The 22,062-nt window shown below is 63.7% G+C and carries 23 protein-coding genes; 10 read left to right on the forward strand and 13 right to left on the reverse strand.

What is annotated here, in order from left to right; all coding sequences use genetic code 11:
• Positions 1-74: 74 nt before the first annotated feature.
• Together BLO80_RS17075 and BLO80_RS17080 are read right to left on the reverse strand one after the other, a co-directional pair.
• On the reverse strand, positions 75-809 hold the full coding sequence (locus BLO80_RS17075) for an ArsR/SmtB family transcription factor (protein WP_092331143.1): 735 nt from the start codon (positions 807-809) through the stop codon (positions 75-77).
• 141 nt (positions 810-950) lie between these two features.
• Positions 951-1,880, reverse strand: coding sequence for a LysR family transcriptional regulator (locus BLO80_RS17080; RefSeq protein WP_092331140.1), 930 nt, complete (start codon positions 1,878-1,880; stop codon positions 951-953).
• 114 nt (positions 1,881-1,994) lie between these two features.
• Between BLO80_RS17080 and BLO80_RS17085 the strand changes: the two genes are divergently transcribed.
• Both BLO80_RS17085 and BLO80_RS29965 read left to right on the forward strand, forming a co-directional pair.
• The gene (locus BLO80_RS17085; protein ID WP_092331137.1) at positions 1,995-3,008 is read left to right on the forward strand and encodes a zinc-binding alcohol dehydrogenase family protein; all 1,014 of its coding nucleotides are present in this window, start codon (positions 1,995-1,997) and stop codon (positions 3,006-3,008) included.
• 222 nt (positions 3,009-3,230) lie between these two features.
• Complete coding sequence (locus BLO80_RS29965; protein ID WP_175459516.1) at positions 3,231-3,401, forward strand: hypothetical protein; 171 nt, start codon at positions 3,231-3,233, stop codon at positions 3,399-3,401.
• Between the two features lies 1 nt (position 3,402).
• Here the strand turns inward: BLO80_RS29965 and BLO80_RS17090 are convergent, their stop codons facing one another.
• Both BLO80_RS17090 and BLO80_RS17095 read right to left on the reverse strand, forming a co-directional pair.
• The gene (locus tag BLO80_RS17090) at positions 3,403-4,605 is read right to left on the reverse strand and encodes a multidrug effflux MFS transporter (RefSeq protein WP_092331135.1); all 1,203 of its coding nucleotides are present in this window, start codon (positions 4,603-4,605) and stop codon (positions 3,403-3,405) included.
• Between the two features lie 95 nt (positions 4,606-4,700).
• Positions 4,701-4,898: a heavy-metal-associated domain-containing protein gene (locus BLO80_RS17095; RefSeq protein ID WP_092331133.1), complete on the reverse strand. Its 198-nt coding sequence runs from the start codon at positions 4,896-4,898 to the stop codon at positions 4,701-4,703.
• A 148-nt stretch (positions 4,899-5,046) separates the two neighbouring features.
• Between BLO80_RS17095 and BLO80_RS17100 the strand changes: the two genes are divergently transcribed.
• The 3 genes from BLO80_RS17100 (at position 5,047) to cueR (ending at position 8,415) form a co-directional block, all read left to right on the forward strand.
• Positions 5,047-5,430: a hypothetical protein gene (locus tag BLO80_RS17100; protein ID WP_092331130.1), complete on the forward strand. Its 384-nt coding sequence runs from the start codon at positions 5,047-5,049 to the stop codon at positions 5,428-5,430.
• A 193-nt stretch (positions 5,431-5,623) separates the two neighbouring features.
• Positions 5,624-8,017 carry a heavy metal translocating P-type ATPase gene (locus BLO80_RS17105; protein ID WP_092331128.1) on the forward strand — a complete coding sequence of 798 codons (2,394 nt, stop codon included), beginning with the start codon at positions 5,624-5,626 and terminating at the stop codon, positions 8,015-8,017.
• The gene (gene cueR, locus BLO80_RS17110; protein WP_092331125.1) at positions 8,014-8,415 is read left to right on the forward strand and encodes a Cu(I)-responsive transcriptional regulator; all 402 of its coding nucleotides are present in this window, start codon (positions 8,014-8,016) and stop codon (positions 8,413-8,415) included. Before BLO80_RS17105 ends, cueR begins: the two co-directional genes overlap by 4 nt.
• Before the next feature lie 315 nt (positions 8,416-8,730).
• Here cueR and BLO80_RS17120 read toward each other — a convergent pair whose 3' ends face one another.
• Entirely contained in the window at positions 8,731-9,624 is an 894-nt protein-coding gene (locus BLO80_RS17120; protein ID WP_072410317.1) for a PA4780 family RIO1-like protein kinase, read from the reverse strand.
• Between the two features lie 240 nt (positions 9,625-9,864).
• Positions 9,865-10,656: an AraC family transcriptional regulator gene (locus BLO80_RS17125; protein ID WP_092331120.1), complete on the reverse strand. Its 792-nt coding sequence runs from the start codon at positions 10,654-10,656 to the stop codon at positions 9,865-9,867.
• 80 nt (positions 10,657-10,736) lie between these two features.
• Between BLO80_RS17125 and BLO80_RS17130 the strand changes: the two genes are divergently transcribed.
• Positions 10,737-11,765, forward strand: coding sequence for a bile acid:sodium symporter family protein (locus BLO80_RS17130; protein ID WP_092331117.1), 1,029 nt, complete (start codon positions 10,737-10,739; stop codon positions 11,763-11,765).
• Here BLO80_RS17130 and BLO80_RS17135 read toward each other — a convergent pair.
• A complete protein-coding gene (locus BLO80_RS17135) occupies positions 11,752-13,029 on the reverse strand; it encodes an acetyl-CoA C-acetyltransferase (RefSeq protein ID WP_092331115.1) in 1,278 nt (425 codons plus the stop codon). The genes BLO80_RS17130 and BLO80_RS17135 overlap by 14 nt on opposite strands.
• Before the next feature lie 256 nt (positions 13,030-13,285).
• On the opposite strand from BLO80_RS17135, the gene BLO80_RS17140 reads away from it, so the two are divergent.
• Positions 13,286-14,638, forward strand: a complete 1,353-nt coding sequence (locus BLO80_RS17140; protein ID WP_092331112.1) for a 3-oxoacyl-ACP reductase — start codon at positions 13,286-13,288, stop codon at positions 14,636-14,638.
• Between the two features lie 2 nt (positions 14,639-14,640).
• Positions 14,641-15,495 (forward strand): MaoC family dehydratase, encoded by an 855-nt coding sequence (locus tag BLO80_RS17145; RefSeq protein WP_092331110.1) that lies wholly within the window; start codon positions 14,641-14,643, stop codon positions 15,493-15,495.
• Positions 15,496-15,571: 76 nt separating this feature from the next.
• On the opposite strand, the gene BLO80_RS17150 is transcribed toward BLO80_RS17145, so the two are convergent.
• The 4 genes from BLO80_RS17150 to BLO80_RS17165 are packed head-to-tail and all read right to left on the reverse strand — an operon-like array spanning position 15,572 to position 17,844.
• Complete coding sequence (locus BLO80_RS17150; RefSeq protein ID WP_092171282.1) at positions 15,572-16,129, reverse strand: DUF4136 domain-containing protein; 558 nt, start codon at positions 16,127-16,129, stop codon at positions 15,572-15,574.
• 20 nt (positions 16,130-16,149) lie between these two features.
• Positions 16,150-16,767, reverse strand: coding sequence for a DUF4136 domain-containing protein (locus tag BLO80_RS17155; protein ID WP_092331107.1), 618 nt, complete (start codon positions 16,765-16,767; stop codon positions 16,150-16,152).
• Between the two features lie 25 nt (positions 16,768-16,792).
• Entirely contained in the window at positions 16,793-17,542 is a 750-nt protein-coding gene (locus tag BLO80_RS17160; protein ID WP_092331104.1) for a methyltransferase, read from the reverse strand.
• On the reverse strand, positions 17,539-17,844 hold the full coding sequence (locus BLO80_RS17165) for a MazG-like family protein (protein ID WP_060739337.1): 306 nt from the start codon (positions 17,842-17,844) through the stop codon (positions 17,539-17,541). The genes BLO80_RS17160 and BLO80_RS17165 overlap by 4 nt, the downstream gene beginning before the upstream one ends.
• 164 nt (positions 17,845-18,008) lie before the next feature.
• Here BLO80_RS17165 and BLO80_RS17170 point away from each other — a divergent pair, with 164 nt between their 5' ends.
• Together BLO80_RS17170 and BLO80_RS17175 are read left to right on the forward strand one after the other, a co-directional pair.
• Positions 18,009-18,302 carry a hypothetical protein gene (locus BLO80_RS17170; RefSeq protein WP_060739338.1) on the forward strand — a complete coding sequence of 98 codons (294 nt, stop codon included), beginning with the start codon at positions 18,009-18,011 and terminating at the stop codon, positions 18,300-18,302.
• 274 nt (positions 18,303-18,576) lie between these two features.
• On the forward strand, positions 18,577-19,926 hold the full coding sequence (locus BLO80_RS17175) for an MATE family efflux transporter (protein ID WP_092331102.1): 1,350 nt from the start codon (positions 18,577-18,579) through the stop codon (positions 19,924-19,926).
• A gap of 2 nt (positions 19,927-19,928) precedes the next feature.
• Here the strand turns inward: BLO80_RS17175 and BLO80_RS17180 are convergent, their stop codons facing one another.
• Entirely contained in the window at positions 19,929-20,723 is a 795-nt protein-coding gene (locus BLO80_RS17180) for a DUF4123 domain-containing protein (protein WP_092331099.1), read from the reverse strand.
• Positions 20,720-22,027 (reverse strand): type VI secretion system Vgr family protein, encoded by a 1,308-nt coding sequence (locus BLO80_RS17185; protein WP_092331097.1) that lies wholly within the window; start codon positions 22,025-22,027, stop codon positions 20,720-20,722. Before BLO80_RS17185 ends, BLO80_RS17180 begins: the two co-directional genes overlap by 4 nt.
• Between the last annotated feature and the right edge of the window lie 35 nt (positions 22,028-22,062).

Raw genomic sequence — 22,062 nt, forward strand, 5'->3', positions numbered from 1 at the left:
TGCGCGAACCTTGCTGGCGGCTATTGCTGAATACGACCTGTCGACAGCCCTGAGCGACGCGCCAGGCGAGTTCCCTAGAACGCCATCTCTACGGCATCCTGCCGGGCGAACCGGTGGATTTCCTGCTGGCCCAGCGTCGTCACCTGCAAGGCCCGCGAATCGTTGGGCAAGGTCAGCCAACCCGACTGCATGAACAGTTGCAGCAACGCCGCCCCCAGCGCGCCTCCCAGATGCGGACGACGCTCGCTCCAGTCCGGGCAAGGGCAGGCGACACGGGCGTTGCGATGGGCCAGGGCCTGGATGAACAGGCCACGCTCAGCCAGTTGAGTGGCGCCCTTGTGCGTGACGATCACCCGTTGTTCGAACTGCTCGATCCATCCCGCGTCGAGCAGGCGCTGGTAGAGATCGGCCGCCAGGGTTCCCCCCAAGTGATCGTCGCACAGCCTGGCCCGCATCAACGAAGCGGGGGCCGACGGGGCCTTGGTCGGCATGGCCCGGCGCTTGAAGACATCCGGAATCTGCCGTGGCGTACTGACCAGGGTCGCGCTGGCCAGCGCTTCGACGGCCGCGCCGATTTCAGGCGCGGCCAAGCGGAAAAACCGCTTGCGCCCCCGGGCTTCGACTTTCAACAGGCCGCCGGCGGACAAGCGCCCCAGGTGCGCATTGGCCGAGGACGGCGACAAACCGGCGAGCAACGCCAACTCTTCAGCCTGGCGGGCCGTGCCGTCCATCAAAGCCCACATCATTGCGCTGCGCTTGGGGTCAGCCAGCAGCGTGGCGATCTGGCTGATGCAAGGTGCATGTTCCATGTATTCACTCCCTGTTGAATCATTCGTCTACTGCTCTGGCGCAGGCGGTCGTTAGTATAAGCGCGACGATCGAGCTTTCCTGTCCTCCGGAAACCTTTGGAGGCGATTGTTCATGAGGGAAAAGTCTCTATTTGCGCGCGACTAATGGCCGGCCCCCTTCGGGAGTGGAAATCGAGCCGTCAACTCACCGCAGCGAGCCTGGAGCATGTCCCGCAAAAGTTTGATCGGTTTACTCAATTGCGCCCGGTGGGCACACAGCAGATTGAGGGGCGCGCGTTCGCAGTGCAGGTGCGGCAAGAGGATTTTCAAACGCCCGGCCAGCACGTCAGTGGACACATCCAGCCACGATTTATAGGCGATCCCGGCCCCCGCCACCGCCCAGCGGCGCACCACATCGGCATCGTCACTGAAACGGTCGCCACTGACGGTGAGGCTCACCTCCCGCTTGCCGTCATGAAAAGCCCATCGGTCATGGACCCGGCTGCCCAGCATGTACAGCAGGCAGTTGTGTTGGGCCAGTTGTTCCAGTTGATGAGGTTCGCCCCGGCGAGCCAGATAATCCGGCGATGCACACAGCACCCGACGGTTGTCCGGGGCGACAGGCAAGGCCACCAGGCTCGAATCCTCCGGCTCGCCATAACGCAGGGCGATGTCCACCGGCTGCTTGAACAGGTCGGCCATGCGATCGCCCAGTAGCAGTCGCACCGTCAGCCCGGGATGCTCGCGCTGGAACGCATCCAGCCAGGGCAATAGCAGGTTGCGTCCCAGGTCCGACGGCGCGGACAACTGCAACACTCCGCTGACCTGGTCCTGGCCGCTGGTCAACAAGCGCCGGCCTTCGTCAAGGCTGCTCAATGCGGCCCGGGCATATTCGAGAAAACTCTCGCCCTCGGCCGTCAGGCGCAAGCTGCGGGTGGAGCGGGCCAACAGCCGGGCGCCGAGGTGCTGCTCGATCCGTTTCAACGCGGCACTGGCCACCGCCGCCGACAGGTCCATGACCCTGGCCGCGGCCGAAAGACTGCCCAGGTCCGCTGCTCGGACAAACAATTGCAAGTCATCGAAGCGAAGCATCACGCGCCCATTATCAAAAAAGTATTGAAAGAGCCTGTTGTTTTAGCCGGTTTTATCTCGGCTATAAATAGCTAAACATGGCCTTCATCGAAACTCACCTCACGGAGCCGCTTCATGAAAGCCATTGCCTACTACCACTCGCTACCCATCACCGACCCACAATCGCTCCAGGACATCGAGCTGCCGGAACCGGTCGCCGGTCCCCGGGACCTGCTGGTGGAGGTCAAGGCCATTTCGGTCAACCCGGTGGACACCAAGGTCCGCCAGAACGTCCAGCCCGAAGATGGCGTCGCCAAGGTGCTGGGCTGGGACGTGGCCGGCGTGGTCAAGGCGGTGGGCAGCGAGGTCACGCTGTTCAAGGCCGGGGACAAGGTGTTCTACGCCGGTTCCATCGCCCGGGCCGGTGGCAACAGCGAATTGCACGTAGTGGATGAACGCATTGTCGGCCACATGCCTAAGACCCTCGGTTTCGCCGACGCGGCGGCGCTGCCGTTGACGGCCATCACCGCCTGGGAATTGTTGTTCGAGCGCCTGAATATCCAGGAAGGCCAGGACAACCAGGGCCAGAGCCTGTTGATCGTCGGCGCTGCCGGCGGCGTGGGGTCGATCCTGACGCAACTGGCCAGCCAGCTCACCGGGTTGAAGGTGATTGGCACCGCGTCCCGTGCGCAAACCCAGGAATGGGTGCGCAGCCTGGGTGCAGACCTGGTGATCGACCACAGCCGCCCCTTGAGCGAAGTATTGAAGGAAGCAGGCCAGCCCCAGGTGACTCACGTCGCCAGCCTGACCCAGACCGACCAGCACCTGGACCAGCTGGTCGAAGCCCTCGCCCCCCAGGGCAAACTGGCGCTGATCGACGATCCCAAGGCGCTGGACGTGACTAAGCTCAAGCGCAAGAGCCTGTCGTTGCATTGGGAATTCATGTACACCCGCTCGCTGTTCGAAACGGCTGACATGCTTGAACAACACAAACTGCTCAACCGCGTGGCCGCGCTGATCGACGCCGGTACGCTGAAGACCACGGTGGGCGAGCATTTCGGCACCATCAACGCCGAGAACCTGCGCCGGGCCCACGCGTTGCTGGAAAGCGGCCAGTCCAAGGGCAAGATCGTGCTTGAAGGCTTCTGACCCAAGACACGATGATGGCCTGGCGCTTGTGGGAGCAAAGCTTGCTCGCGATGGAGGCGCCGCGGTTCTCTATAAAACCGCGTCATCATTTATCGCGAGCTAGCTTTGCTCCCACAAAACCCATGCCGTCAGTCCGAGAATTGACCGTTGTCACAACTCCGATCGTATTCGGGTCTACACTCGAGGCCTTTGCAACGTAATCTTTTCGTGAGGAGGTCAGCAATGAAGATCCTGATAAAAGAAGTGGCAAAAAACCAATGGCAAGTGCGTCTTGACCGGCACGTCGTCACCTTCCGTACCGAGGCCGAAGCCCAGGCTTTCGCCACAACCTTGCAAGCGCGGATCCACGCGCCCCATCATTTCCCCGAACAGCAGCAGCGCGCGGCCGGCTGAGTCAGCCCTCGCGACTGGCCTGGGCCAATACCCGGGCATTTTGCAGGCGACGAGTCAGCATCGCCGCGCTCACCACCAACAGCCCGCAAAGGCTGATGACCAGCGCCATTGGCACGGCGGTGCCGTTATGCAGCGCCGCCACCAATGCGGCCGCCCCGGCGGCCACGGAAAACTGCAGGCATCCCAGCATCGCCGACGCGCTGCCGGCCCGGGCGCCCTGTCCGTTCATGGCGCAGGCCGAAGCATTGGGCAGGATGCAACCCAGGCTGGCGATGCAGATGAACAGCGGAACCAGCAGCGGCCACAACTGCGCAGGTTGCAATGAACTGACGGCCAGCAGGCTCAGCCCCGCGCCCAGGTAGACCCATACCGCGCGGCTCAGCAGGAACGCCGGGCCGCGCTTGGACAGCAGCCGGGCGTTGACTTGGGCGACCAGGATGAAGCCCGCCGCATTGGTGCCGAACAGCCAACCGAAATGTTCGGCCGGGACACCGTAGAGCTTGATGAAGACGAAAGGCGAACCGGCGATGTAGGAAAACATCCCGGCGATAGCGATGCCCCCTGTCAGCGCATGGCCGAGATAGACGGCATCGGTCAATAACCGGCCATATTGGCGCAACGCCCCCGACAACGGTTGCCGAGGGACATAATCCGGCAAGCTTTCCGGCAGCCACAAGGCCACCGCCGTCGACGCCAATGCGCTGAACACGGTCAGGGCAATGAAAATTGACTGCCAACCATGCAGGTTCACCAACAACCCGCCCAACATCGGCGCGAGAATCGGCGCCAAGCCCATCACCAGCATCAGCTGCGAAAACACCTTGGCCGAACCCACCGCGTCGCATTTGTCGCTGACCACCGCCCGGGAAATCACCATCCCGGCACATCCGCCCAAGGCCTGGACGAAGCGGGCACCGATCAGCCATTCGAGGTTCGGTGCATAGGCGCAAGCCAGGGACGCCAGGGTGAACAAGCCAACGCCCGTGAGCAGCGGAATCCGCCGCCCGAAGCGATCCGCCACCGGCCCATAGGCCAGTTGCCCGATGGACAAGCCGAGGAAGTAGGCCGCCAGGGTCAACTGGATGTGTTTTTCGTCAGTACCGAAGGCGGTGGCCATCGCCGGAAAGGCGGGCAGGTAGAAGTCGATCGCCAAGGGACCGAAAGCGCTCAAGGCGCCAAGAATCAGAATGGTGCGAAGGTTCATCGGGCGTCCAGCTCAGGCGTCGTTCGACAGCCCGACAGTCTAGCCGTGCCGGGCGCTCTTGAACATTCCGATAGGTCGCTAACGATTAAAAAACTTCAGGCGGGACTAGCCTCATAGCCTTCTTCCTTGATGGCCGCGAGCACGGCTTCGGTCGCCAACGAGCTCTGGACCCGGACGGTCTTGGCACCCAGGTCGACTTGCACGTCCGCCGCCGGATCCTTGGCCTGGACAGCCTGGGTGATGGCCTTGACGCAGTGACCACAGGACATGCCCTGAACATTGAATGTTTGCATGAGATGACTCCTTGGGATTGAGGTTGCCGCCAGTCTCAAGCTTGCCATCATGGCAAGGTCAAGTTCTGACAAAAACTGCCGGGCTGGCAATCGGCATCGCCGTCAGCCAAGCTGCACACATCAAGGATTTCACACCGGAGGTTCAGCCATGCGCTGGTCAGCGTTCAGTCTGTTTTGCATGCTCGGTTTTTCAGCGGTGGCGCCCCAGGCCTCTGCCGTCGGTGAGGACTATGGCGTGTTGATCATTTCCCGCGAGCGCCTGGAAGTGGCGACCAGTTGCGAAATCGGCATCTACATCCAGGATCAACTCTCGGCCCGGCTGTTCCAGGAGCAGAGCACCTCGTTCAACCTGCCGCCGGGCCAGTTTTCCTTGCGCCTGAAATTGCTGCCGGGACAAGCGCCGGGTTGCAACCCGGGCATGCTCGCGCCTGGGTCGCAGAACATCACCCTCAAGGCCGGGGACATCTTGAAGTTCCGCATCGCCATGAGTGAACAAGGTATGTACCTCAAGCAGGCTGGGCTCGGTTACTGACACGCCACTCGAACTTGTGGTTGCGAGCCCCTGTGGGAGCGAGCTGGCTCGCGATGGCGATCTAACATCCACCATGGATGTCGACTGAACTACCCCTATCGCGAGCAAGCTCGCTCCCACAGAGGATTGGCGCTTGACCTTGCCAGCATGGCAAGGTTGATCCTGTAGTCATTCACTACAGGGAGCGTGACCGATGTCCGAATCCACCACATTCGACCTACCCATTGCCGGCATGACCTGCGCCAGCTGCGCCGGGCGGGTCGAGCGGGCCTTGAGCAAAGTCGCCGGTGCCAGCGCCGTCAGCGTCAACCTGGCGACGGAACTGGCACGTGTCCAGGCCCCCGAAGGCAGCCTGCCGGCCTTGAAGCAGGCCGTCGAACAGGCAGGCTATAGCGTTCCCGTGCACACCCTGGAACTGAACATCGAAGGCATGACCTGCGCCTCCTGTGTCGGCCGGGTCGAACGTGCCCTGGGCAAGGTCGACGGCGTGAACAGCATCAGCGTCAACCTGGCCAACGAGCGGGCCCACCTCGAACTGCTCGGCCAGGTGGATGCGCAAACCCTGATCGATGCGGTCAAGCGCGCCGGCTATGACGCCACGGTCTGGCAGGCCGAGCAGGTCGCCGACACGCAGAACAACCGTCTGAACCGTGAACGCCTGGCCCTGGTGCTGGCGATTGTGCTGTCGGTGCCGTTGGTGCTGCCCATGTTGCTGCAGCCGTTCGGCGTGCATTGGATGCTCCCGGCCTGGGTTCAGTTCGCCCTGGCGACGCCGGTGCAGTTCATCTTCGGTGCGCGTTTCTACGTCGCCGCCTTCAAGGCCGTGCGGGCCGGTGCCGGAAACATGGACCTGCTGGTGGCCCTGGGCACCAGCGCTGGCTACGGCTTGAGCCTCTATGAATGGGCGATCGCCCGTCCCGGCAGCATGCCGCACCTGTATTTCGAGGCTTCGGCCGTGGTGATCGCCCTGGTGTTGCTCGGTAAATACCTGGAGAGCCGCGCCAAGCGCCAGACCGCCAGCGCCATTCGCGCCCTCGAAGCCTTGCGCCCGGAACGGGCGATCCAGGTGATCGATGGCCAGGAGCGGGACGTTGCCATCAGCGCCCTGCGCTTGAATGACTTGGTGCTGGTCAAGCCCGGCGAACGCTTCCCGGTGGACGGCGAAGTGCTGGAAGGCCAGAGCCACGCCGACGAAGCGCTGATCAGCGGCGAAAGCCTGCCGGTGCCCAAGCAGCCCGGCGACAAGGTCACCGGCGGCGCCATCAATGGCGAAGGCCGGTTGCTGGTCCGCACGCAAGCCCTGGGCACCGAAACCGTCCTGGCGCGCATCATCCGCCTGGTGGAAGACGCCCAGGCCGCCAAGGCGCCGATCCAGAAACTGGTAGATAAAGTCAGCCAGGTCTTCGTACCGGTGGTGCTGGTGCTGGCCCTGGCGACGTTGATCGGCTGGTGGCTGTATGGTGCGCCACTGGAAACCGCGCTGATCAACGCCGTCGCCGTGCTGGTGATCGCCTGCCCCTGCGCCCTGGGCCTTGCGACGCCCACGGCGATCATGGCCGGCACCGGCGTGGCGGCGCGCCACGGGATTCTGATCAAGGATGCCGAGGCCCTGGAACGCGCCCATGAAGTCACGACCGTGGTGTTCGACAAGACCGGCACCCTGACCTCCGGCACGCCGCGCATCGCCCACTTGACCGCCTTGGACGGCGATGAAGATGCGTTGCTGAAAATGGCCGGCGCGCTGCAACGCGGCAGCGAACACCCGCTCGCCAAAGCCGTGCTGGACGCCTGCGTCGAGCGCGGCCTGGATGTGCCGGATGTCAGCGACAGCCAATCCCTGGCCGGGCGCGGCATTGCCGGCAGCCTCGCAGGGCAACGCCTGGCCCTGGGCAATCGGCGCCTGCTGGACGAACTGGGCTTGAACCCCGGCTCGCTGGCCGAATCCGCACAGGCCTGGGAAACCGAAGGCCGTACGTTGTCCTGGCTGCTCGAACAAGGCGCGACGCCGCGGGTGCTGGGCCTGTTCGCCTTCGGTGACACCCTCAAGCCCGGCGCTCTCGCCGCCGTACAGGCCTTGAATGAACAGCACATCGCCAGCCATCTGCTCACCGGCGACAACCAAGGCAGCGCCCGGGTGGTGGCCCGGGCGCTGGAGATTTCCAATGTCCATGCCGAGGTACTGCCGGCGGATAAATCCGCCATCGTCCAACAATTGAAGCGCCACTCGGTGGTGGCAATGGTGGGCGACGGCATCAACGACGCCCCGGCCCTGGCCGCCGCCGACATTGGCATTGCCATGGGCGGCGGCACCGACGTGGCGATGCATGCCGCGGGCATCACCCTCATGCGTGGCGATCCACGACTGGTGCCGGCGGCCTTGGACATCAGCCGCAAGACCTACGCCAAGATCCGCCAGAACCTGTTCTGGGCGTTCGTCTATAACTTGATCGGCATCCCCCTGGCGGCATTCGGCTTGCTCAACCCGGTGCTGGCCGGCGCGGCCATGGCCCTGTCGAGCGTCAGCGTGGTGAGCAATGCGTTACTGTTGAAGTTCTGGACACCCAAGCAGTTGGAGGACAAGCGATGAACATCGGCCAAGCGGCCCACCAGAGCGGCCTGAGCGCGAAGATGATCCGCTATTACGAATCCATCGGCCTGCTCAAGGCCGCCCATCGCACCGACAGCGGCTACCGGATCTACGGCACCGATGACCTGCATACCCTGGCGTTCATCAAGCGCTCCCGCGATTTGGGGTTTTCCCTGGAAGAGGTCGGCAAATTGCTCGCTCTCTGGCAAGACCGCCAACGCGCCAGCGCCGACGTCAAAGCCTTGGCCAGGCAACACATCGATGAACTGAACCAGAGAATCCGCGAACTGGCCGAACTGCGCGACACCTTGCAAGACCTGGTCGAGCACTGCCACGGCGACCACCGTCCGGATTGCCCGATCCTCAAGGAACTGGCGTCGGGGTGCTGCAAGAGTTGATCTCCACCGCCATACCCTGTGGGAGCGAGCCTGCTCGCGATGACGGCGGCACATTCAACACCATCGCAAGCTGTCCCACCGCTATCGCGAGCAGGCTCGCTCCCACAGGGATTGGTGGCGGACACGAATCCCCAAACACCCCGGAAAACCTGTGGGAGCGAGCTTGCTCGCGATAACGGCGGCACATTCAACATCGATACAAGCGGACCCACCGCTATCGTGAGCAAGCTCGCTCCCACTGGAGTCTTCGGTGGATAGGAGATTTTGCAGTGCCCACAAAAAACCCGGCCATTGGCCGGGTTTCTGTTCAACCGATCATTGCATCCACGGCGGCGGTGGTTCTTCGGTCTTGCCGGGTGGGGCATCGTCGGCGGCGCGGACGGCCTGACGGCGTTCTTCATCCAGGCGGGCGGCCTCGATTTCACGCATGATCCCACCGACATCCGCCAGTTCTTCCGGCTCGTCGAACTCGCCGGTCAGCACGCTGGCCGGGTGCAGGGTGCCAGCTTCGTACAGCGCCCACATTTCCTTGGCGTACTTGGTGCGCTTGAGTTCCGGGGCAAACCGGCCGAAGTAGGACGCCATGTTGCCCACGTCCCGCTCCAGCATGCTGAAGGCATGGTTGTTACCCGCGGCATCCACGGCTTGCGGCAGGTCGATGATCACCGGCCCCGTCGGCGTCAGCAGCACGTTGAACTCCGACAGGTCACCGTGCACCAGACCGGTACACAGCATCAACACGATCTGGGAAATCAGAAAGGCGTGATATTCACGGGCCTGGTCCGGCTCCAGCACCACATCGTTCAGGCGCGGCGCCGCATCGCCGTACTCGTCGGCCACCAGCTCCATCAGCAGCACGCCTTCAAGGAAGTCGTACGGCTTGGGCACGCGCACACCCGCGCTTGCCAGGCGGAACAGTGCCGCCACTTCGGCATTCTGCCAGGCGTCCTCGGTTTCCTTGCGCCCGAACTTCGAGCCCTTGGCCATGGCCCGGGCCTGACGGCTGTTGCGCACCTTACGGCCTTCCTGATACTCGGCCGCCTGACGAAAACTTCGCTTGTTCGCCTCCTTGTAGACCTTCGCGCAACGTAGCTCGTTGCCGCAGCGCACCACATAAACAGCTGCTTCTTTACCACTCATGAGTGGGCGCAGCACCTCGTCGACCAGACCGTCCTCGATCAGGGGTTCAATGCGTTTTGGAGTCTTCATCAGCTTTTATTGTGGGTCCTTTATTACCAAACACGCGAATGACAGTCGTTATACGGCAATCCTTCCTCCACGGGGAGGGGTTGCCGACCTATGAACCTGTGATGCACACAATGTGCCGGATCAATCGACAGCGTCGAATCATAGCCGAGACCGGCGCTGGCGTTGGCAACTGAATACCCAGGTATTTGCGACAAGAACTGACGGTCATGTCTACCGCCAGCCGTAGGCAAGTGCGCCAGCTCAATGCTTGAACAACTCCCCCGGCGTATACCCGAACATCCCCTTGAACGCGGCAATGAATGCGGACGTTGAATCGTACCCACACGACAACGCGGCGCTGGTGACGCTGTCCCCTTTCTCCAACGAGCCCAGGGACGACAACAAGCGCATGCGCTGGCGCCAGGCACGAAAGCTCAGGCCGGTCTCACGCTGGAACAGACGCATCAGGGTTTTTTCCGATGTGCCCAGACGTTCAGACCAGGCTTGCAAGGTGACGTTCTGTTCAGGCTGTTCGATCAATTCGTTACACAGCGCCAGCAAGCGGGCATGTCGCGGCAGCGGCAGGGAAAACCCCACTTCCGGCAACGTCGCCAACTGGTCCAGCAGCACCTGCACCAACCGTTCTTCCTGGGTATCGCCCTGGGGATAATCGACCGGCAGTTGACAGAACACCTTGATCAACTCACGGGCCAGTGGCGTGACTTCCAGCACCCGACAGCGCTCATCGGCCCAGGGGCAGGCGTGACGATGGACATACAGGCTGCGCATTTCCGCCCGGGTGGAGGTCACCACCTGATGTTCCAGGTCGGCGGGGATGCAGATACCCCGTTGTGGCGGGGCGAAGAAACTACCGGCGGCGGTGTGTACGCCGAGAACGCCGCTGATGGCGTAGGAAAATTGCACCCAGTCATGACGATGGGCCTGCGTCCAGGAACCGGCGCTCAAACTTTCGACACGGGCGTACAGCGGCCTCGGCAATTGCGCCAGGTCGGGGATACGTCGTTCCAGTTGCTGGTGTCCGTTAGGCGGCATTGATTGGCCTTATGTCGCAAGACGACTGAATAGGGGCGACGTTAGGCTAAGTCGACTTTTCTTACAACATGCGGTGCCCTATGCATATCTTCAGACACCTCAAACGCATGGCGACCGACTGGTTCCTGTGCGGCATGGTGCTCGCCACGCTGCTGGCGTACTTCTTTCCCACCTTTGGTGCCACGGGCGGTGCCATGCATGCCGAATGGGTGGTCAACATCGGCATCTTCGTGGTGTTCTTCCTGCACGGGGTCAACCTGTCCGGCGAGCAGATCCGCCACGGTCTGAAGAACATCCGGCTGCACGTGATGGTGCAGGCCTTCACCTTTGGCGTATTTCCGCTGCTCTGGCTGCTCAGCAACTGGCTGCTGGGCAGCCATGTGCCGGCGCTGCTGATGCTGGGGTTCTTCTACCTGTGCGCCCTGCCCTCGACGATTTCTTCCTCGGTGGCCCTGACTGGCAGTGCAAAAGGTAACGTGCCGGCGGCGATTCTCAATGCGAGCCTGTCCAGCGTGCTGGGCATTTTCCTGACACCGTTGCTGGTCAGTTTCGTGGTCGGCAGTGGCGCCGGTGGCATCGACCTGGGTTCGACCTTGCTCGACCTGTGCATGATGTTGCTGCTGCCGCTGGTGCTGGGGCAGTTCCTGCGGCGTTGGCTGGCCGGTTTTTTCGGTCGGTACAAACGCTACACCAGCGTCATCGACAAGCTGGTGATCCTGCTGCTGGTCTACGCGGCCTTCTGCAACTCGATGGTGTCCGGCATCTGGCGCCAGCAAGGCAACGGCGTATTGCTCAGCGCAGTGGTGGGCAGTGCCGTGCTGCTGGCAATCATCCTGTGGGCGACCACCCGCACCGCCCGCGCCCTGAAATTCAACAGCGCCGACGAAGTCGCCGCGGTGTTCTGCGCCAGCAAGAAATCCCTCGCCGCCGGGGTGCCGATGGCGGCGTTGATTTTCGGCAACCATCCCGGCCTTGGGCTGATTCTGCTGCCGATCATGATCTACCACCCGATGCAGTTGATCGTCTGCTCGATCCTGGCCGAGCGCTACGCCAGCCAGCACAAGGCACTGGCGTCCCGCCAGGAGGGCACCCTCGTCAACGCTCGATAATCGCCGTCACACCCTGGCCGGCGGCGGCGCAGATGGAAATCAACCCGCGACCTCGCCCGGCGGCATCCAGCAACTTGGCGAGGTTGGCGACAATGCGCCCGCCCGTGGCGGCAAACGGATGCCCAGCGGCCAGGGAACTGCCCTTCACGTTCAACCGACCGCGGTCGATGGACCCCAGCGGTGCGTCGAGGCCCAGACGGGTCTTGCAATAGTCCGGGTCTTCCCAGGCCTTCAGCGTGCATAACACTTGGGCGGCGAACGCTTCGTGGATCTCGAAGTAATCGAAGTCCTGCAAGGTCAGGCCGTTGCGCGCCAGCAATCGCGGCACGGCGTAGACCGGGGCCATCAGCAACCCTTCGGCGCCATTGACGAAATCCACCGCCGCTGTTTCACCGTCGCGCAGGTACGCCAGGATCGGCAGGCCCCGGGCCTTGGCCCATTCTTCACTGCCCAGCAGCACCAACGAGGCGCCGTCGGTCAGTGGCGTGGAGTTGCCCGCCGTCAGCGTGCCCTTGGCACTTTTTTCGAAGGCCGGCTTGAGGGAGGCGAGTTTTTCCAGGGTCAGGTCCGGGCGCAGGTTGTTGTCCCGGGTCAGGCCGAGAAACGGTGTCATCAAGTCGTTCTGCCAACCTTCGGCGTAGGACGCGGCCATTTTCTGATGGCTTTCCAGGGCCAACTGGTCTTGGGCCTCCCGGGGAATCTGCCAGGTCTGGGCCATCAATTCACAGTGCTCGCCCATGCTCAGGCCGGTACGCGGCTCGTTGATGCGCGGCAAGTCCGGCACCAAGTGCTGGGGGCGCAATTGCAGGAAAGTTTTGATTTTCTCGGCGGTGGTCTTGGCGCGATTGGCTTGCAGCAAGATCCTGCGCAACCCTTCATTGACCCCGATTGGCGCATCCGACGTGGTGTCGACGCCGCCGGCAATGGCGCTGTCGATCTGGCCCAGGGCGATCTTGTTGGCCACCAGCAGCACCGTTTCCAGCCCGGTGCCACAGGCCTGTTGGACGTCATAGGCCGGCGTGGTGGGCGACAGCCGCGAACCGAGCACGCATTCACGGGCCAGGTTCATATCCCGGGAAAACTTGAGCACGGCGCCGGCGGCCACTTCACCGATGTGCAGGCCATGCAGGTTGTAGCGCTCGATCAGCCCCTCGAGGGCAGCCGTCAACATCGCCTGGTTGCTGGCGGTGGCATAGGGCCCGTTGGAGCGGGCGAAGGGAATGCGGTTACCACCGATGATCGCGACGCGGCGTGGTTGTGTCATGAAGAACTCCCCTGTAGGTCTGATGCACTAAGAAAACTCAACCGCCCCCTGTGGGAGCCAAGCTTGCTCGCGTTGAACGATGACGCGACCTACCTGAAAAACGCGGTGTCTGCATCGCGAGCAAGCTTGGTTCCCACAGGGGGTCGGTGCCCTGGACAAAGCGCCCCCGCTCAAGCTTAGGCTTTATCTCGCCGATCGAACGACTGATTGCCAATCATGGTCCACACTTGGAACCTCATCAGCCGGAGTGTGTTCCATGTCTGACCGTTATATCGACTTCGCCAATTCGCCCATTGGTCGGCGCATGGTCGGGTCCCTCGGCCTGCCATCGCCGGTACGCCTGGAACGCTGGCAGGCCGGGCGGCTACGGCCGATCGAAGGCGCACTGCTGCTGGGCGGCGGGCCGCTGACCGAACAGATCGGCACGTTTGCCAAGCGCCTGACCGACACCATTTTCATCTACGGCGGCGAACCAACTGTGGCCACCGAGTGGATCCCCGGCCACGGGCCGAAAATCAAGGCAGTGGTGTACGACGCCAGCCATTTGGTGCAGGTCGACCAGCTCAAGCAGTTGCGGGAATTTTTCCAGCCGCTGATGAAGAACCTCGACCACAGCGCCCATGTCGTCATCCTGGGACGCGCGCCGCAAAGCCTTGGCGATCCGTTCGCCGCCAGTGCCCAGCGGGCGTTGGAAGGTTTCAGCCGTTCCCTGGCCAAAGAGTTGCGCCACGGCGGGACGCTGCAACTGTTGTATGTCGGCGACGGTGCCGAAACCCAGTTGGAAGGTGCGCTGCGGTTTTTCCTGTCGCCCAAGAGTGCCTTCATTTCCGGGCAGGTCATTCGCCTCGACGCCTGTGGCACCCAGGTCCAGGACTGGACCCGACCGCTCACAGGGCTCAAGGCGCTGGTCACTGGCGCGGCCCGCGGGATCGGCGCCTCCATCGCCGAAACCCTGGCCCGCGATGGCGCCGACGTGATCCTGCTGGACGTCCCCCAGGCCAAGACCGACCTCGATGCCCTGGCGGCGCGCTTGAGCGGGCGCAGCGTCACGCTGGATATCTGCGCCGAAGATGCCGCCGCCCAGCTGATCGAGCACCTGCCCGACGGCGTCGACATCGTGGTACACAACGCCGGCATCACCCGGGACAAGACCCTCGCCAACATGACCCCGGAATTCTGGGACGCCGTGTTGGCCGTCAACCTCGACGCCCCACAAGTGCTGACCAAGGCCCTGCTCGACAGCGGCACCCTGCGCGACAATGGCCGGGTCGTTCTGCTGGCCTCCATCAGCGGCATTGCCGGCAACCGTGGGCAGACCAACTATGCGGCGAGCAAGGCCGGGCTGATCGGCCTGGCCCAGGCCTGGGCCCCGCTGCTGCAACCCCGGGGCATCAGCATCAACGCCGTGGCGCCGGGCTTCATTGAAACCCGCATGACCGCCGAGATCCCCTTCGCCTTGCGCGAGGCCGGGCGGCGCATGAGTTCCCTCGGCCAGGGCGGCCTGCCTCAAGATGTCGCCGAAGCCGTGGCCTGGCTCGCGCAGCCGGGCACGGGCGCCGTGACCGGGCAGGCCCTGCGGGTATGTGGGCAAAGCCTTTTGGGAGCATGACCATGACGATCCAATGGCATGAGGTCAGCAGCCCGCCATCCATGTCCGGGCTCTATTCAAAAGCGGCGACGCGGCGCAAGGTCACCGGAACGACCTTGCCCGAGGAAGGCCTACGCCAGGTGCTTCAGGTCGACCCGCAACGGCTGGTGGCCTATCGCAAAGTGTGCGGTTTCGTCGATAACGGACTGCTGCCGCCGACTTATCCCCACGTCTTGGCGTTTGCCCTGCAGATGCAATTGCTCACAGGGCGGGACTTTCCCTTTCCGCTGCTGGGGCTGATCCACTTGAGCAACCGCATTCGCGTATTGCGGCCCATGGGCGGGGTCGGCCAGGTGCGGGCCAGCGTCCATGTCGAGAACCTGCAAGCCCATCCCAAGGGCGCGGTGTTCAATCTCGTGACCCGCATCGATGACCAGTTGGGCCCTTTATGGGAGGCTGAGAGCCAGATGCTGTGCAAGGGAGTCCAGCTTGACGGCGCGCTGGTGGAAGACCGGCCGGGCATCAGCCTGCCCTTGATGGAGGTGGCGCACTGGACCGCGCCGGCCGACATTGGCCGGCAGTACGCCAAGGTGTCCGGCGACTACAACCCGATTCACCTGAGCGGTATCAGCGCCAGGCTGTTCGGCTTCCCCACCGCCATCGCCCATGGCTTGTGGAACAAGGCCAGGACCCTGGCGGCGCTGGATGACCACCTGCCCGAAGACAACATCGAGATCGAGGTAACCTTCAAGAAACCGGTGCGCCTGCCCAGCGACGTGACCCTGCTGTCCAGCGCGGCGGGCTCCAGTGGGCAACTGCAACTGGTGGGGACCGGGGCGCTGGAGCATATGGTGGGAGAGTGGCGGCCGGTGACCTGAGCAGGTCCCCCCTGTGGGAGCGGGCTTGCTCGCGATGGCGGTGGGTCAGCTTGCATCAAGGTTGAATTCGCCGTGGTCAGCGCGGCGGGTAGTTGGACAGAATCCGCCCCACCGTCTCGCGCACAGCCGTGTTGCGGTCGGCCGGGTTGGGGGAGTTGCTGAGCAGTTGTTCATCACTGCCGCGCCACACCAGCTTGCCGTCCTTGCCGTCGAGCAGGTCGATCTGCACGGTGGCGACTTTGTAGCTGATGTTGCGGGTTTCGTTGTACATCGGCCCACCCCAGTAGCCATTCCATGGGCCACCCCAACCGCCGCCATAGTTAGTAGTGACCTGCTGCTGGCGATCCTCGACGATCAAATAGGCCTGGACCAGCACATCGCCGCGCCCGCCCGCCGCAGCCGGGCGCAAGCCGCGCTGGTCGAGTTGATCGGCCACCGCCTGGCGGATCCGCTGTTCGGTCAGGTCGCTCTTGATGCGTGGGTCGTCGGGGCGATATTGCAGCGCCGGGTCTTTCCAGCTCCAACTGCGATACGCCGCAAAGTCACGGCTGGTGTCGAAGTCATGGTTGACTTGGTTAGAGGCACACGCCCCCAGCAACAGGGTGAAGGCCAATAGAGCAAGACGGCGAAACATGATTTTTCTCCGTTGCGTAATCAACTTGGGGGATACGCCGACATGGCTTTTTCCACTGCCTCGCGAATGGCATCGGTGCGTTCGTTCTGGCTGCCCCGCTGGCCCGTCTCGGCGCTGGCGCTCCACACCGGCTGACCGGTGCGAGCATCGAACAGGTCCACCCGAACCACCACGACTTGCTCCCGATACGTGCGCACCATCGGCACCGGATGGTACACGCCATAGCCCGGACCGTAGCGGTCATAACGGTTATAGCCGCCGTAATAGCCGGCATCATAATCATCCCGGACCTGGCGCACGCGGGTCTCCAGGCGCAGGTCGGCGCTGACGAACAGGTCGGCGGGCCGGTTGTCATGCAGCGGCCGCAGGCCACGCTGGTCGAGGGCATTGCTCACCGCTTCGGCCACCTGGGCCGAATCCGCCCAGGCAGTGCCCGGCGGCAGGCGCCCGTCGCGCCAGGCCCAGCTGCGATAGCGCCCGTAATCACGAGGTGGCGCCGGGTAGGCGCTGCGGTCGAATACCGTGGCGGCCTGCGGTGGTGCCGGCGGCAACGGATTGGAGGTGGCGACATAGGGGTTGCTGCCCTGGCAGGCCACCAGCCCCAGGCACAGCACCAACAACCCTGAACGACCTTTCATTTCGCGCTCCAATTGCACTTGCGGATCAGAGGGGACGGCAGATCCAGTGCAGATAACGTCCCAACCCGGCAAACGCCGGATGGCGACGGTGGGCCAGCTCCATTTCCAGCAACTGCGCAAGTTCCACGCGGCCCTGGAACTCCACCGGCATGTAGTCATGGAAAACCCGTACGCCACTCTGGCTTTCGACCTGCCACAGGCCTTCAAGTTGCGCCGCCAAATCTCGCGGATCAAGGGGTTGTTGTGGCGTCAGGCTCTGTTTTTCGCCGGCCATGTCATTTTTGCGCAACTTGCGGAAATGCCCCTTGAGCAGATTGCGATAGACCAGCGCGTCGCGGTTGTAGAACGCCAGGGACAGCCAACCGCCAGGCGCCGTCAGTTGATGCAGCACCGGCAGGATCGCGTGGGGCTCGGCCAGCCACTCCAGCACCGCGTGACACAGCACCAGGTCGTAAGGCTCGGTCAATTGGCCGAGCAGGTCCTGCCACGGTGCCTGGATGAATGTGGCCTGCTGGCCGGCCTCGGCAAAACGCTGGCGGGCGCCTTCGAGCATGGGCTCGGCCGGCTCGGCCAGGGTCACCTGGTGACCGCGCTCGGCCAACCACGACGACATGTGGCCCAGGCCTGCGCCGATGTCCAGCACACGCAATGGACGCTGCGGCAAGGTTTCCAGCAGATCGGCCTGAAGCACCGCCAGGCGGATCGCCCCCTTGGCCCCGCCGTAGATTTTTTCCGCGAAGCGCGTGGCGAGCAGATCGAAATGACGGTCGCTCATTGTCCGAACCGCCGTTCGCTGTCGGCCAGCTTGCTGCGCACCACGGCGTCCATGTCCAGGCCCAGCTCGCTGCAAAGCAGCAACAGGTACAACACGATGTCACCGACTTCCTGCCCGGCGTGGGCCAGTTTATCCGCCGGTAACTGGCGCGACTGGTCCTCGGTCAGCCACTGGAAAATCTCCACCAGCTCGGCCATTTCCACACTGGCGGCCATGGCGAGGTTTTTCGGGCTGTGGAATTGCCGCCAATCGTTATGGTCACGAATGGCATGCAGGCGTGCGGTCAGCTCAACAAGGTTCATCGGGTTCTCCTGAATGCGCATAGCTTCAGGGGGATGACCGGGGAAGGCAAGCGTCTCGGTACGAAGCGACGGTTTGCCCCATAATCGAACCAACTCGGCCGCCGCAGCTCCTACAATCAGGAGCCAACGGCTCAGTTCGGATTCCCTCCCATCAGGATGCACATATGCAGGTAGAAAGCTTTTTCGAATGGCTCGGCCAGGCGCTCGGTTCGGTAATCCGTTTCATTGTCGACCTGCTCAGCGGCCTCTTCAACATCCTGGCCAACGCCGGCGGCAACTTCGTCGATGGGCTGTCACGCACCTTGGGCATGGACACTTCGATCATCAGCATCATCGCGCTGATCCTCGGGCTGATGCTGCTGTACTCGGCCATCCGCGCCTTCATGCGGGCCTCGATCGTCATGGGCATCATCTGGCTGGTGCTGGGGTTGTGGTTGTTGAGTTGGATCATTCACTGACACTGGGATCGCTCCCCACCCTGGCGTTCGCACCGGACATCACCCGTGGCGAGGGAGCTTGCTCCCGCTGGGTGGCGAAGCCGCCCCAAATGAGCTGAAGCAATATTCCAGACAGACCACATCAGCTGGTCTTGCGACTGCTTCGCAGCCGAGCGGGAGCAAGCTCCCTCGCCACGAGAAGCCCGAGGTCACTTTGAAGGTCTGCGTGTTCCCTCTGCACCGGGCACGATCAATCCAAGAACCCGCTACAATCGCGCTCCATCAAGGAGCCCGCATGTCCAACCTGATCACCGACTGGCGCGACCGCCTGACCCATCGCCGGGTCTGGGCACTGGCTGCGCCGATGATTCTCTCGAACATCTCCGTGCCGCTGGTGGCGTTGGTGGACAGCACCGTCATCGGCCATTTGCCCCATGCCCATCAGTTGGGCGCCGTGGCGGTCGGAGCGAGTTTGTATACGGTGTTGGCGTGGGCCATGGGTTTCTTGCGCATGGGCACCACCGGGTTCGCCGCCCAGGCCGCCGGGCGGGGTGACGGTGCGGCGTTGCGGCAAGTGTTGTGGCAAGGACTGCTGTTGGCGATGGGGCTGGCGCTGCTGCTCGGTGCCGTCGGCGTGCCGTTGAGCGATGTGGCGTTGCATTTCATGCAACCGTCCGCCGAGCTCAACCAGTTGACCCGCGACTTTTTTCACACTCGGCTCTTCGGCTTGCCGGCGGCGCTGGCCAGCTATGCGCTGGTGGGCTGGTTCCTCGGCGCCCAGAATGCCCGGGCGCCGTTGGCGATCCTGTTGGTGACCAACCTGGTCAACATCGCCCTGAATCTTTGGTTCGTGATCGGCCTGGACTGGGGCGTGACCGGTTCGGCCCGGGCGTCGGTGATTGCCGAGTGGACCGGAGCGCTGGTCGGCCTGGCCCTGGCTCGCAAGACACTGCGGGCCTGGCCCGGGCAGATGGCCTGGGCGGCCCTGGGCGTGTGGCAGAACTGGCGTCCGCTGCTGGCGGTGAACCGGGACATCTTCATTCGCAGCCTGGCACTGCAAGCGGTGTTTTTCCTGATCACGGTGCAAGGCGCGCGCCTGGGGGACGCCACCGTGGCGGCCAATGCCTTGCTGCTCAACGGCCTGCTGCTGACCGCCCATGCCCTGGACGGCCTGGCCCACGCCGTTGAAGCCCTGTGCGGCCATGCCATTGGCGCCCGCGACCGCTTGGCCCTGCGCCGCTCGCTGGTGGTGGCCGGCGGTTGGTCACTGATTGCAAGCCTCGGCTTTGCCCTGCTGTTCCTGCTCGCCGGCCACTTGTTCATCGATATGCAAACCGATATCCCCGACGTGCGCGCCACCGCTTACGTCTATCTGCCCTACCTGGCGACCTTGCCGCTGATCGCGGTCTGGAGCTACTTGCTCGACGGCCTGTTCATCGGTGCCACCCGCGCCCGGGAAATGCGCAACGGCATGGTCTTGACCCTACTGCTCGTGTCGCCCATCGCCTGGATGCTGCTGGGCTTGGGCAACCATGGACTGTGGATCACCTTCCTGCTGTTCATGGCCCTGCGCAGCCTGACCCTCGGTGGGTTTGCCTGGCACTTGCAGCGGCGCGACCGTTGGCTCGGCGCGCCGCCCCCATAACTTCAATCCTGGCGACCCTGCCACCGCCGCCGCAGGTGATCGAGACGCTCGCGCTGCGAGCCTCCCTCCGGCCCTGGGATGGGCCGGGCATCGGGGTATTGCAGGCGCAGCCACAGCCAGTCATCGAGCACCGTCCGCTCGGTGAATCCCAACGCCAACCCCTGCTGCAAATCCTCCCACAGCCGACGGTAATCACGCCCCGTGGAGCGGCACCATTGCCACGCGTGGCGCTCCAACAGGCATCGTTGCAACTGGCCCTGCTGTCGGTCGCTGAGGCCGTGTTCTTTCTCCAACGCCGCCACCGGCAGTCCCGGGTTGGACAATTGCTGCCAGCCCTGGCTGCCGATCGCCCGGTCGGCCCATGTGCCACCGAACCAGCGCGCCAGGCTGATCGGGCCCAGCCAGCAACTGAGCTCATGGGAATCGCAACTGTCGAAAAAATAGCTGGCGGTGTGCGGGTTGTAGTAATTCAACAGGGCTTTGTGATGCAGGCCCAATGTCACCGTCAGCATGCGGCGCAGATGCGTGAGCAATTGCACGACGGGCTTTGGGCTGGCCAACAACAACCCCGGCCAGGCGCGCGGGTCCAGGTGACAAAGGCTGACCAGCGCGGGTGATTGGCGCAGATCCACCAACAGCGGGCCGTGCTCGCGAAGCCCATGCAACTCGGTGCCTTCGAACAGGGCAAAACGCCGGGCCTCGGCGAACTGCGCATGCACCAGCCGCACCGCCTCAGGCGCACTCGGTACGTCCAGCAGCAACCACTGCGGCGTTGATCCAGGCACGGCCGCGCTCATCGAGCAACGCCCGCGCCGTGCCCCATGAGCATACGGCAGGTGCACAGCGGTTGGCCGCAGGGGTTGAAAGGCCCGCCTTCGGGCAACAGGCACAACAAGACCAGCGGCTCGGCCTCCCGCATCGCCGACAACAGCACCGGATCGACAACCGACCGCCCAAGTGTTTCGCCTGAGGATGACTCATCCACGACCGCTGTCGAGGCAGGCGTGTTCAGAAACGCACTGATCAACGGCCGATCCGGATCACCTTCGATAAAGCTCACCAGCACCTCGGTACCGTCACACAGCGCGGCCACCCCGCCGGCAGCCAGCTCCGGCGCCAAGGGCAGCCAGCAATGACTGGGGTTGGAACCTTCGCCCTGGTAGACCCAGTCAAATTCCACCGCCACGCGCCCCGCTCCCAGTTCCGGCGGCTCGTCCACCGCCACGACCCAACCGCGTTGCCGGCTCACCATGCGTGGCTTGGGCGGGACGCTGTCCGGCACGAACAGCACGCCCCGGGGAATGGCCTTGAAATGGTTGCCATACACACCCGCCTGGGCGCGATGCTCGACCTTCGTCAACAGCCAGCGCCGGTTCCAGCCGGCAAACGGATGGTCCGTCAACGTCAGCACCTGGCCACTGCGCAGGCTCGTCAGTTCGCTGCGCCCCTGGGCGACCTGCTGCCCCGACACATCGGTGTGGACGCTGAAGGTCCGCACCGCGGCAACCGACCCGTCGTCCACGTAGACCGCCTTGCCAGCGGGGGGAAAACTGTGGGGGTTGTCGGCGAACACCAGGCAATGCCCGTCCCGCGTGTGTTCGAAATGAAAGTGGATACCCGCCCGGGCGCACACGCGCTGGAGGAACTGCAGGTCCGATTCCCGATACTGGGTACAGAAATCCTGGGGGGGATAATCGCCGCTCAAGTCCAGGCACAGGCGACGGCCGCTGATGCCATGGGCCTTGAGCACCTGGCGAATGATCTGCGGCACCGAGCGGGCACTGAATACCCGCTGGCTGAAGCGCTGCGCCAGACAGGCCAGCTTCGGCCCGATACGCACCCGGCAACCGGCGCCGTGACGGTGTCGGACCAACTCATGGAGCTGCCCATGGATGCCCCGGCCCGGGGGCCCGAAACTCAACCAGACGCTGCGGTACAGCAGGCTCGCCCAGTCCAGGTTCGCATCGTGCAACAGGAGCTCCACTTCATAGACAAAGGGCTCGCTAATGGCTTCGCTACCCGTGAAGGCCACCACGTCAACAGGCTCGGGCAGACCGGCTATCTCCAGACGAAATGCTGGCTCGCAGGCTGGATCGGACATCGGCGTTTCTCTACAGGAGGGGCGGCCGGGGATTC

It is taken from the genome of Pseudomonas sp. NFACC56-3 (assembly GCF_900100025.1).
Taxonomy (GTDB): domain Bacteria; phylum Pseudomonadota; class Gammaproteobacteria; order Pseudomonadales; family Pseudomonadaceae; genus Aquipseudomonas; species Aquipseudomonas fluorescens_AA.

Coding starts and splice junctions, on each gene's coding strand:
- BLO80_RS17075 (WP_092331143.1), bottom strand. CDS start 809: ATGGAACATGCACCTTGCATCAGCCAGATCGCCACGCTGCTGGCTGAC.
- BLO80_RS17080 (WP_092331140.1), bottom strand. CDS start 1,880: ATGCTTCGCTTCGATGACTTGCAATTGTTTGTCCGAGCAGCGGACCTG.
- BLO80_RS17085 (WP_092331137.1), top strand. CDS start 1,995: ATGAAAGCCATTGCCTACTACCACTCGCTACCCATCACCGACCCACAA.
- BLO80_RS29965 (WP_175459516.1), top strand. CDS start 3,231: ATGAAGATCCTGATAAAAGAAGTGGCAAAAAACCAATGGCAAGTGCGT.
- BLO80_RS17090 (WP_092331135.1), bottom strand. CDS start 4,605: ATGAACCTTCGCACCATTCTGATTCTTGGCGCCTTGAGCGCTTTCGGT.
- BLO80_RS17095 (WP_092331133.1), bottom strand. CDS start 4,898: ATGCAAACATTCAATGTTCAGGGCATGTCCTGTGGTCACTGCGTCAAG.
- BLO80_RS17100 (WP_092331130.1), top strand. CDS start 5,047: ATGCGCTGGTCAGCGTTCAGTCTGTTTTGCATGCTCGGTTTTTCAGCG.
- BLO80_RS17105 (WP_092331128.1), top strand. CDS start 5,624: ATGTCCGAATCCACCACATTCGACCTACCCATTGCCGGCATGACCTGC.
- cueR (WP_092331125.1), top strand. CDS start 8,014: ATGAACATCGGCCAAGCGGCCCACCAGAGCGGCCTGAGCGCGAAGATG.
- BLO80_RS17120 (WP_072410317.1), bottom strand. CDS start 9,624: ATGAAGACTCCAAAACGCATTGAACCCCTGATCGAGGACGGTCTGGTC.
- BLO80_RS17125 (WP_092331120.1), bottom strand. CDS start 10,656: ATGCCGCCTAACGGACACCAGCAACTGGAACGACGTATCCCCGACCTG.
- BLO80_RS17130 (WP_092331117.1), top strand. CDS start 10,737: ATGCATATCTTCAGACACCTCAAACGCATGGCGACCGACTGGTTCCTG.
- BLO80_RS17135 (WP_092331115.1), bottom strand. CDS start 13,029: ATGACACAACCACGCCGCGTCGCGATCATCGGTGGTAACCGCATTCCC.
- BLO80_RS17140 (WP_092331112.1), top strand. CDS start 13,286: ATGTCTGACCGTTATATCGACTTCGCCAATTCGCCCATTGGTCGGCGC.
- BLO80_RS17145 (WP_092331110.1), top strand. CDS start 14,641: ATGACGATCCAATGGCATGAGGTCAGCAGCCCGCCATCCATGTCCGGG.
- BLO80_RS17150 (WP_092171282.1), bottom strand. CDS start 16,129: ATGTTTCGCCGTCTTGCTCTATTGGCCTTCACCCTGTTGCTGGGGGCG.
- BLO80_RS17155 (WP_092331107.1), bottom strand. CDS start 16,767: ATGAAAGGTCGTTCAGGGTTGTTGGTGCTGTGCCTGGGGCTGGTGGCC.
- BLO80_RS17160 (WP_092331104.1), bottom strand. CDS start 17,542: ATGAGCGACCGTCATTTCGATCTGCTCGCCACGCGCTTCGCGGAAAAA.
- BLO80_RS17165 (WP_060739337.1), bottom strand. CDS start 17,844: ATGAACCTTGTTGAGCTGACCGCACGCCTGCATGCCATTCGTGACCAT.
- BLO80_RS17170 (WP_060739338.1), top strand. CDS start 18,009: ATGCAGGTAGAAAGCTTTTTCGAATGGCTCGGCCAGGCGCTCGGTTCG.
- BLO80_RS17175 (WP_092331102.1), top strand. CDS start 18,577: ATGTCCAACCTGATCACCGACTGGCGCGACCGCCTGACCCATCGCCGG.
- BLO80_RS17180 (WP_092331099.1), bottom strand. CDS start 20,723: ATGAGCGCGGCCGTGCCTGGATCAACGCCGCAGTGGTTGCTGCTGGAC.
- BLO80_RS17185 (WP_092331097.1), bottom strand. CDS start 22,027: ATGTCCGATCCAGCCTGCGAGCCAGCATTTCGTCTGGAGATAGCCGGT.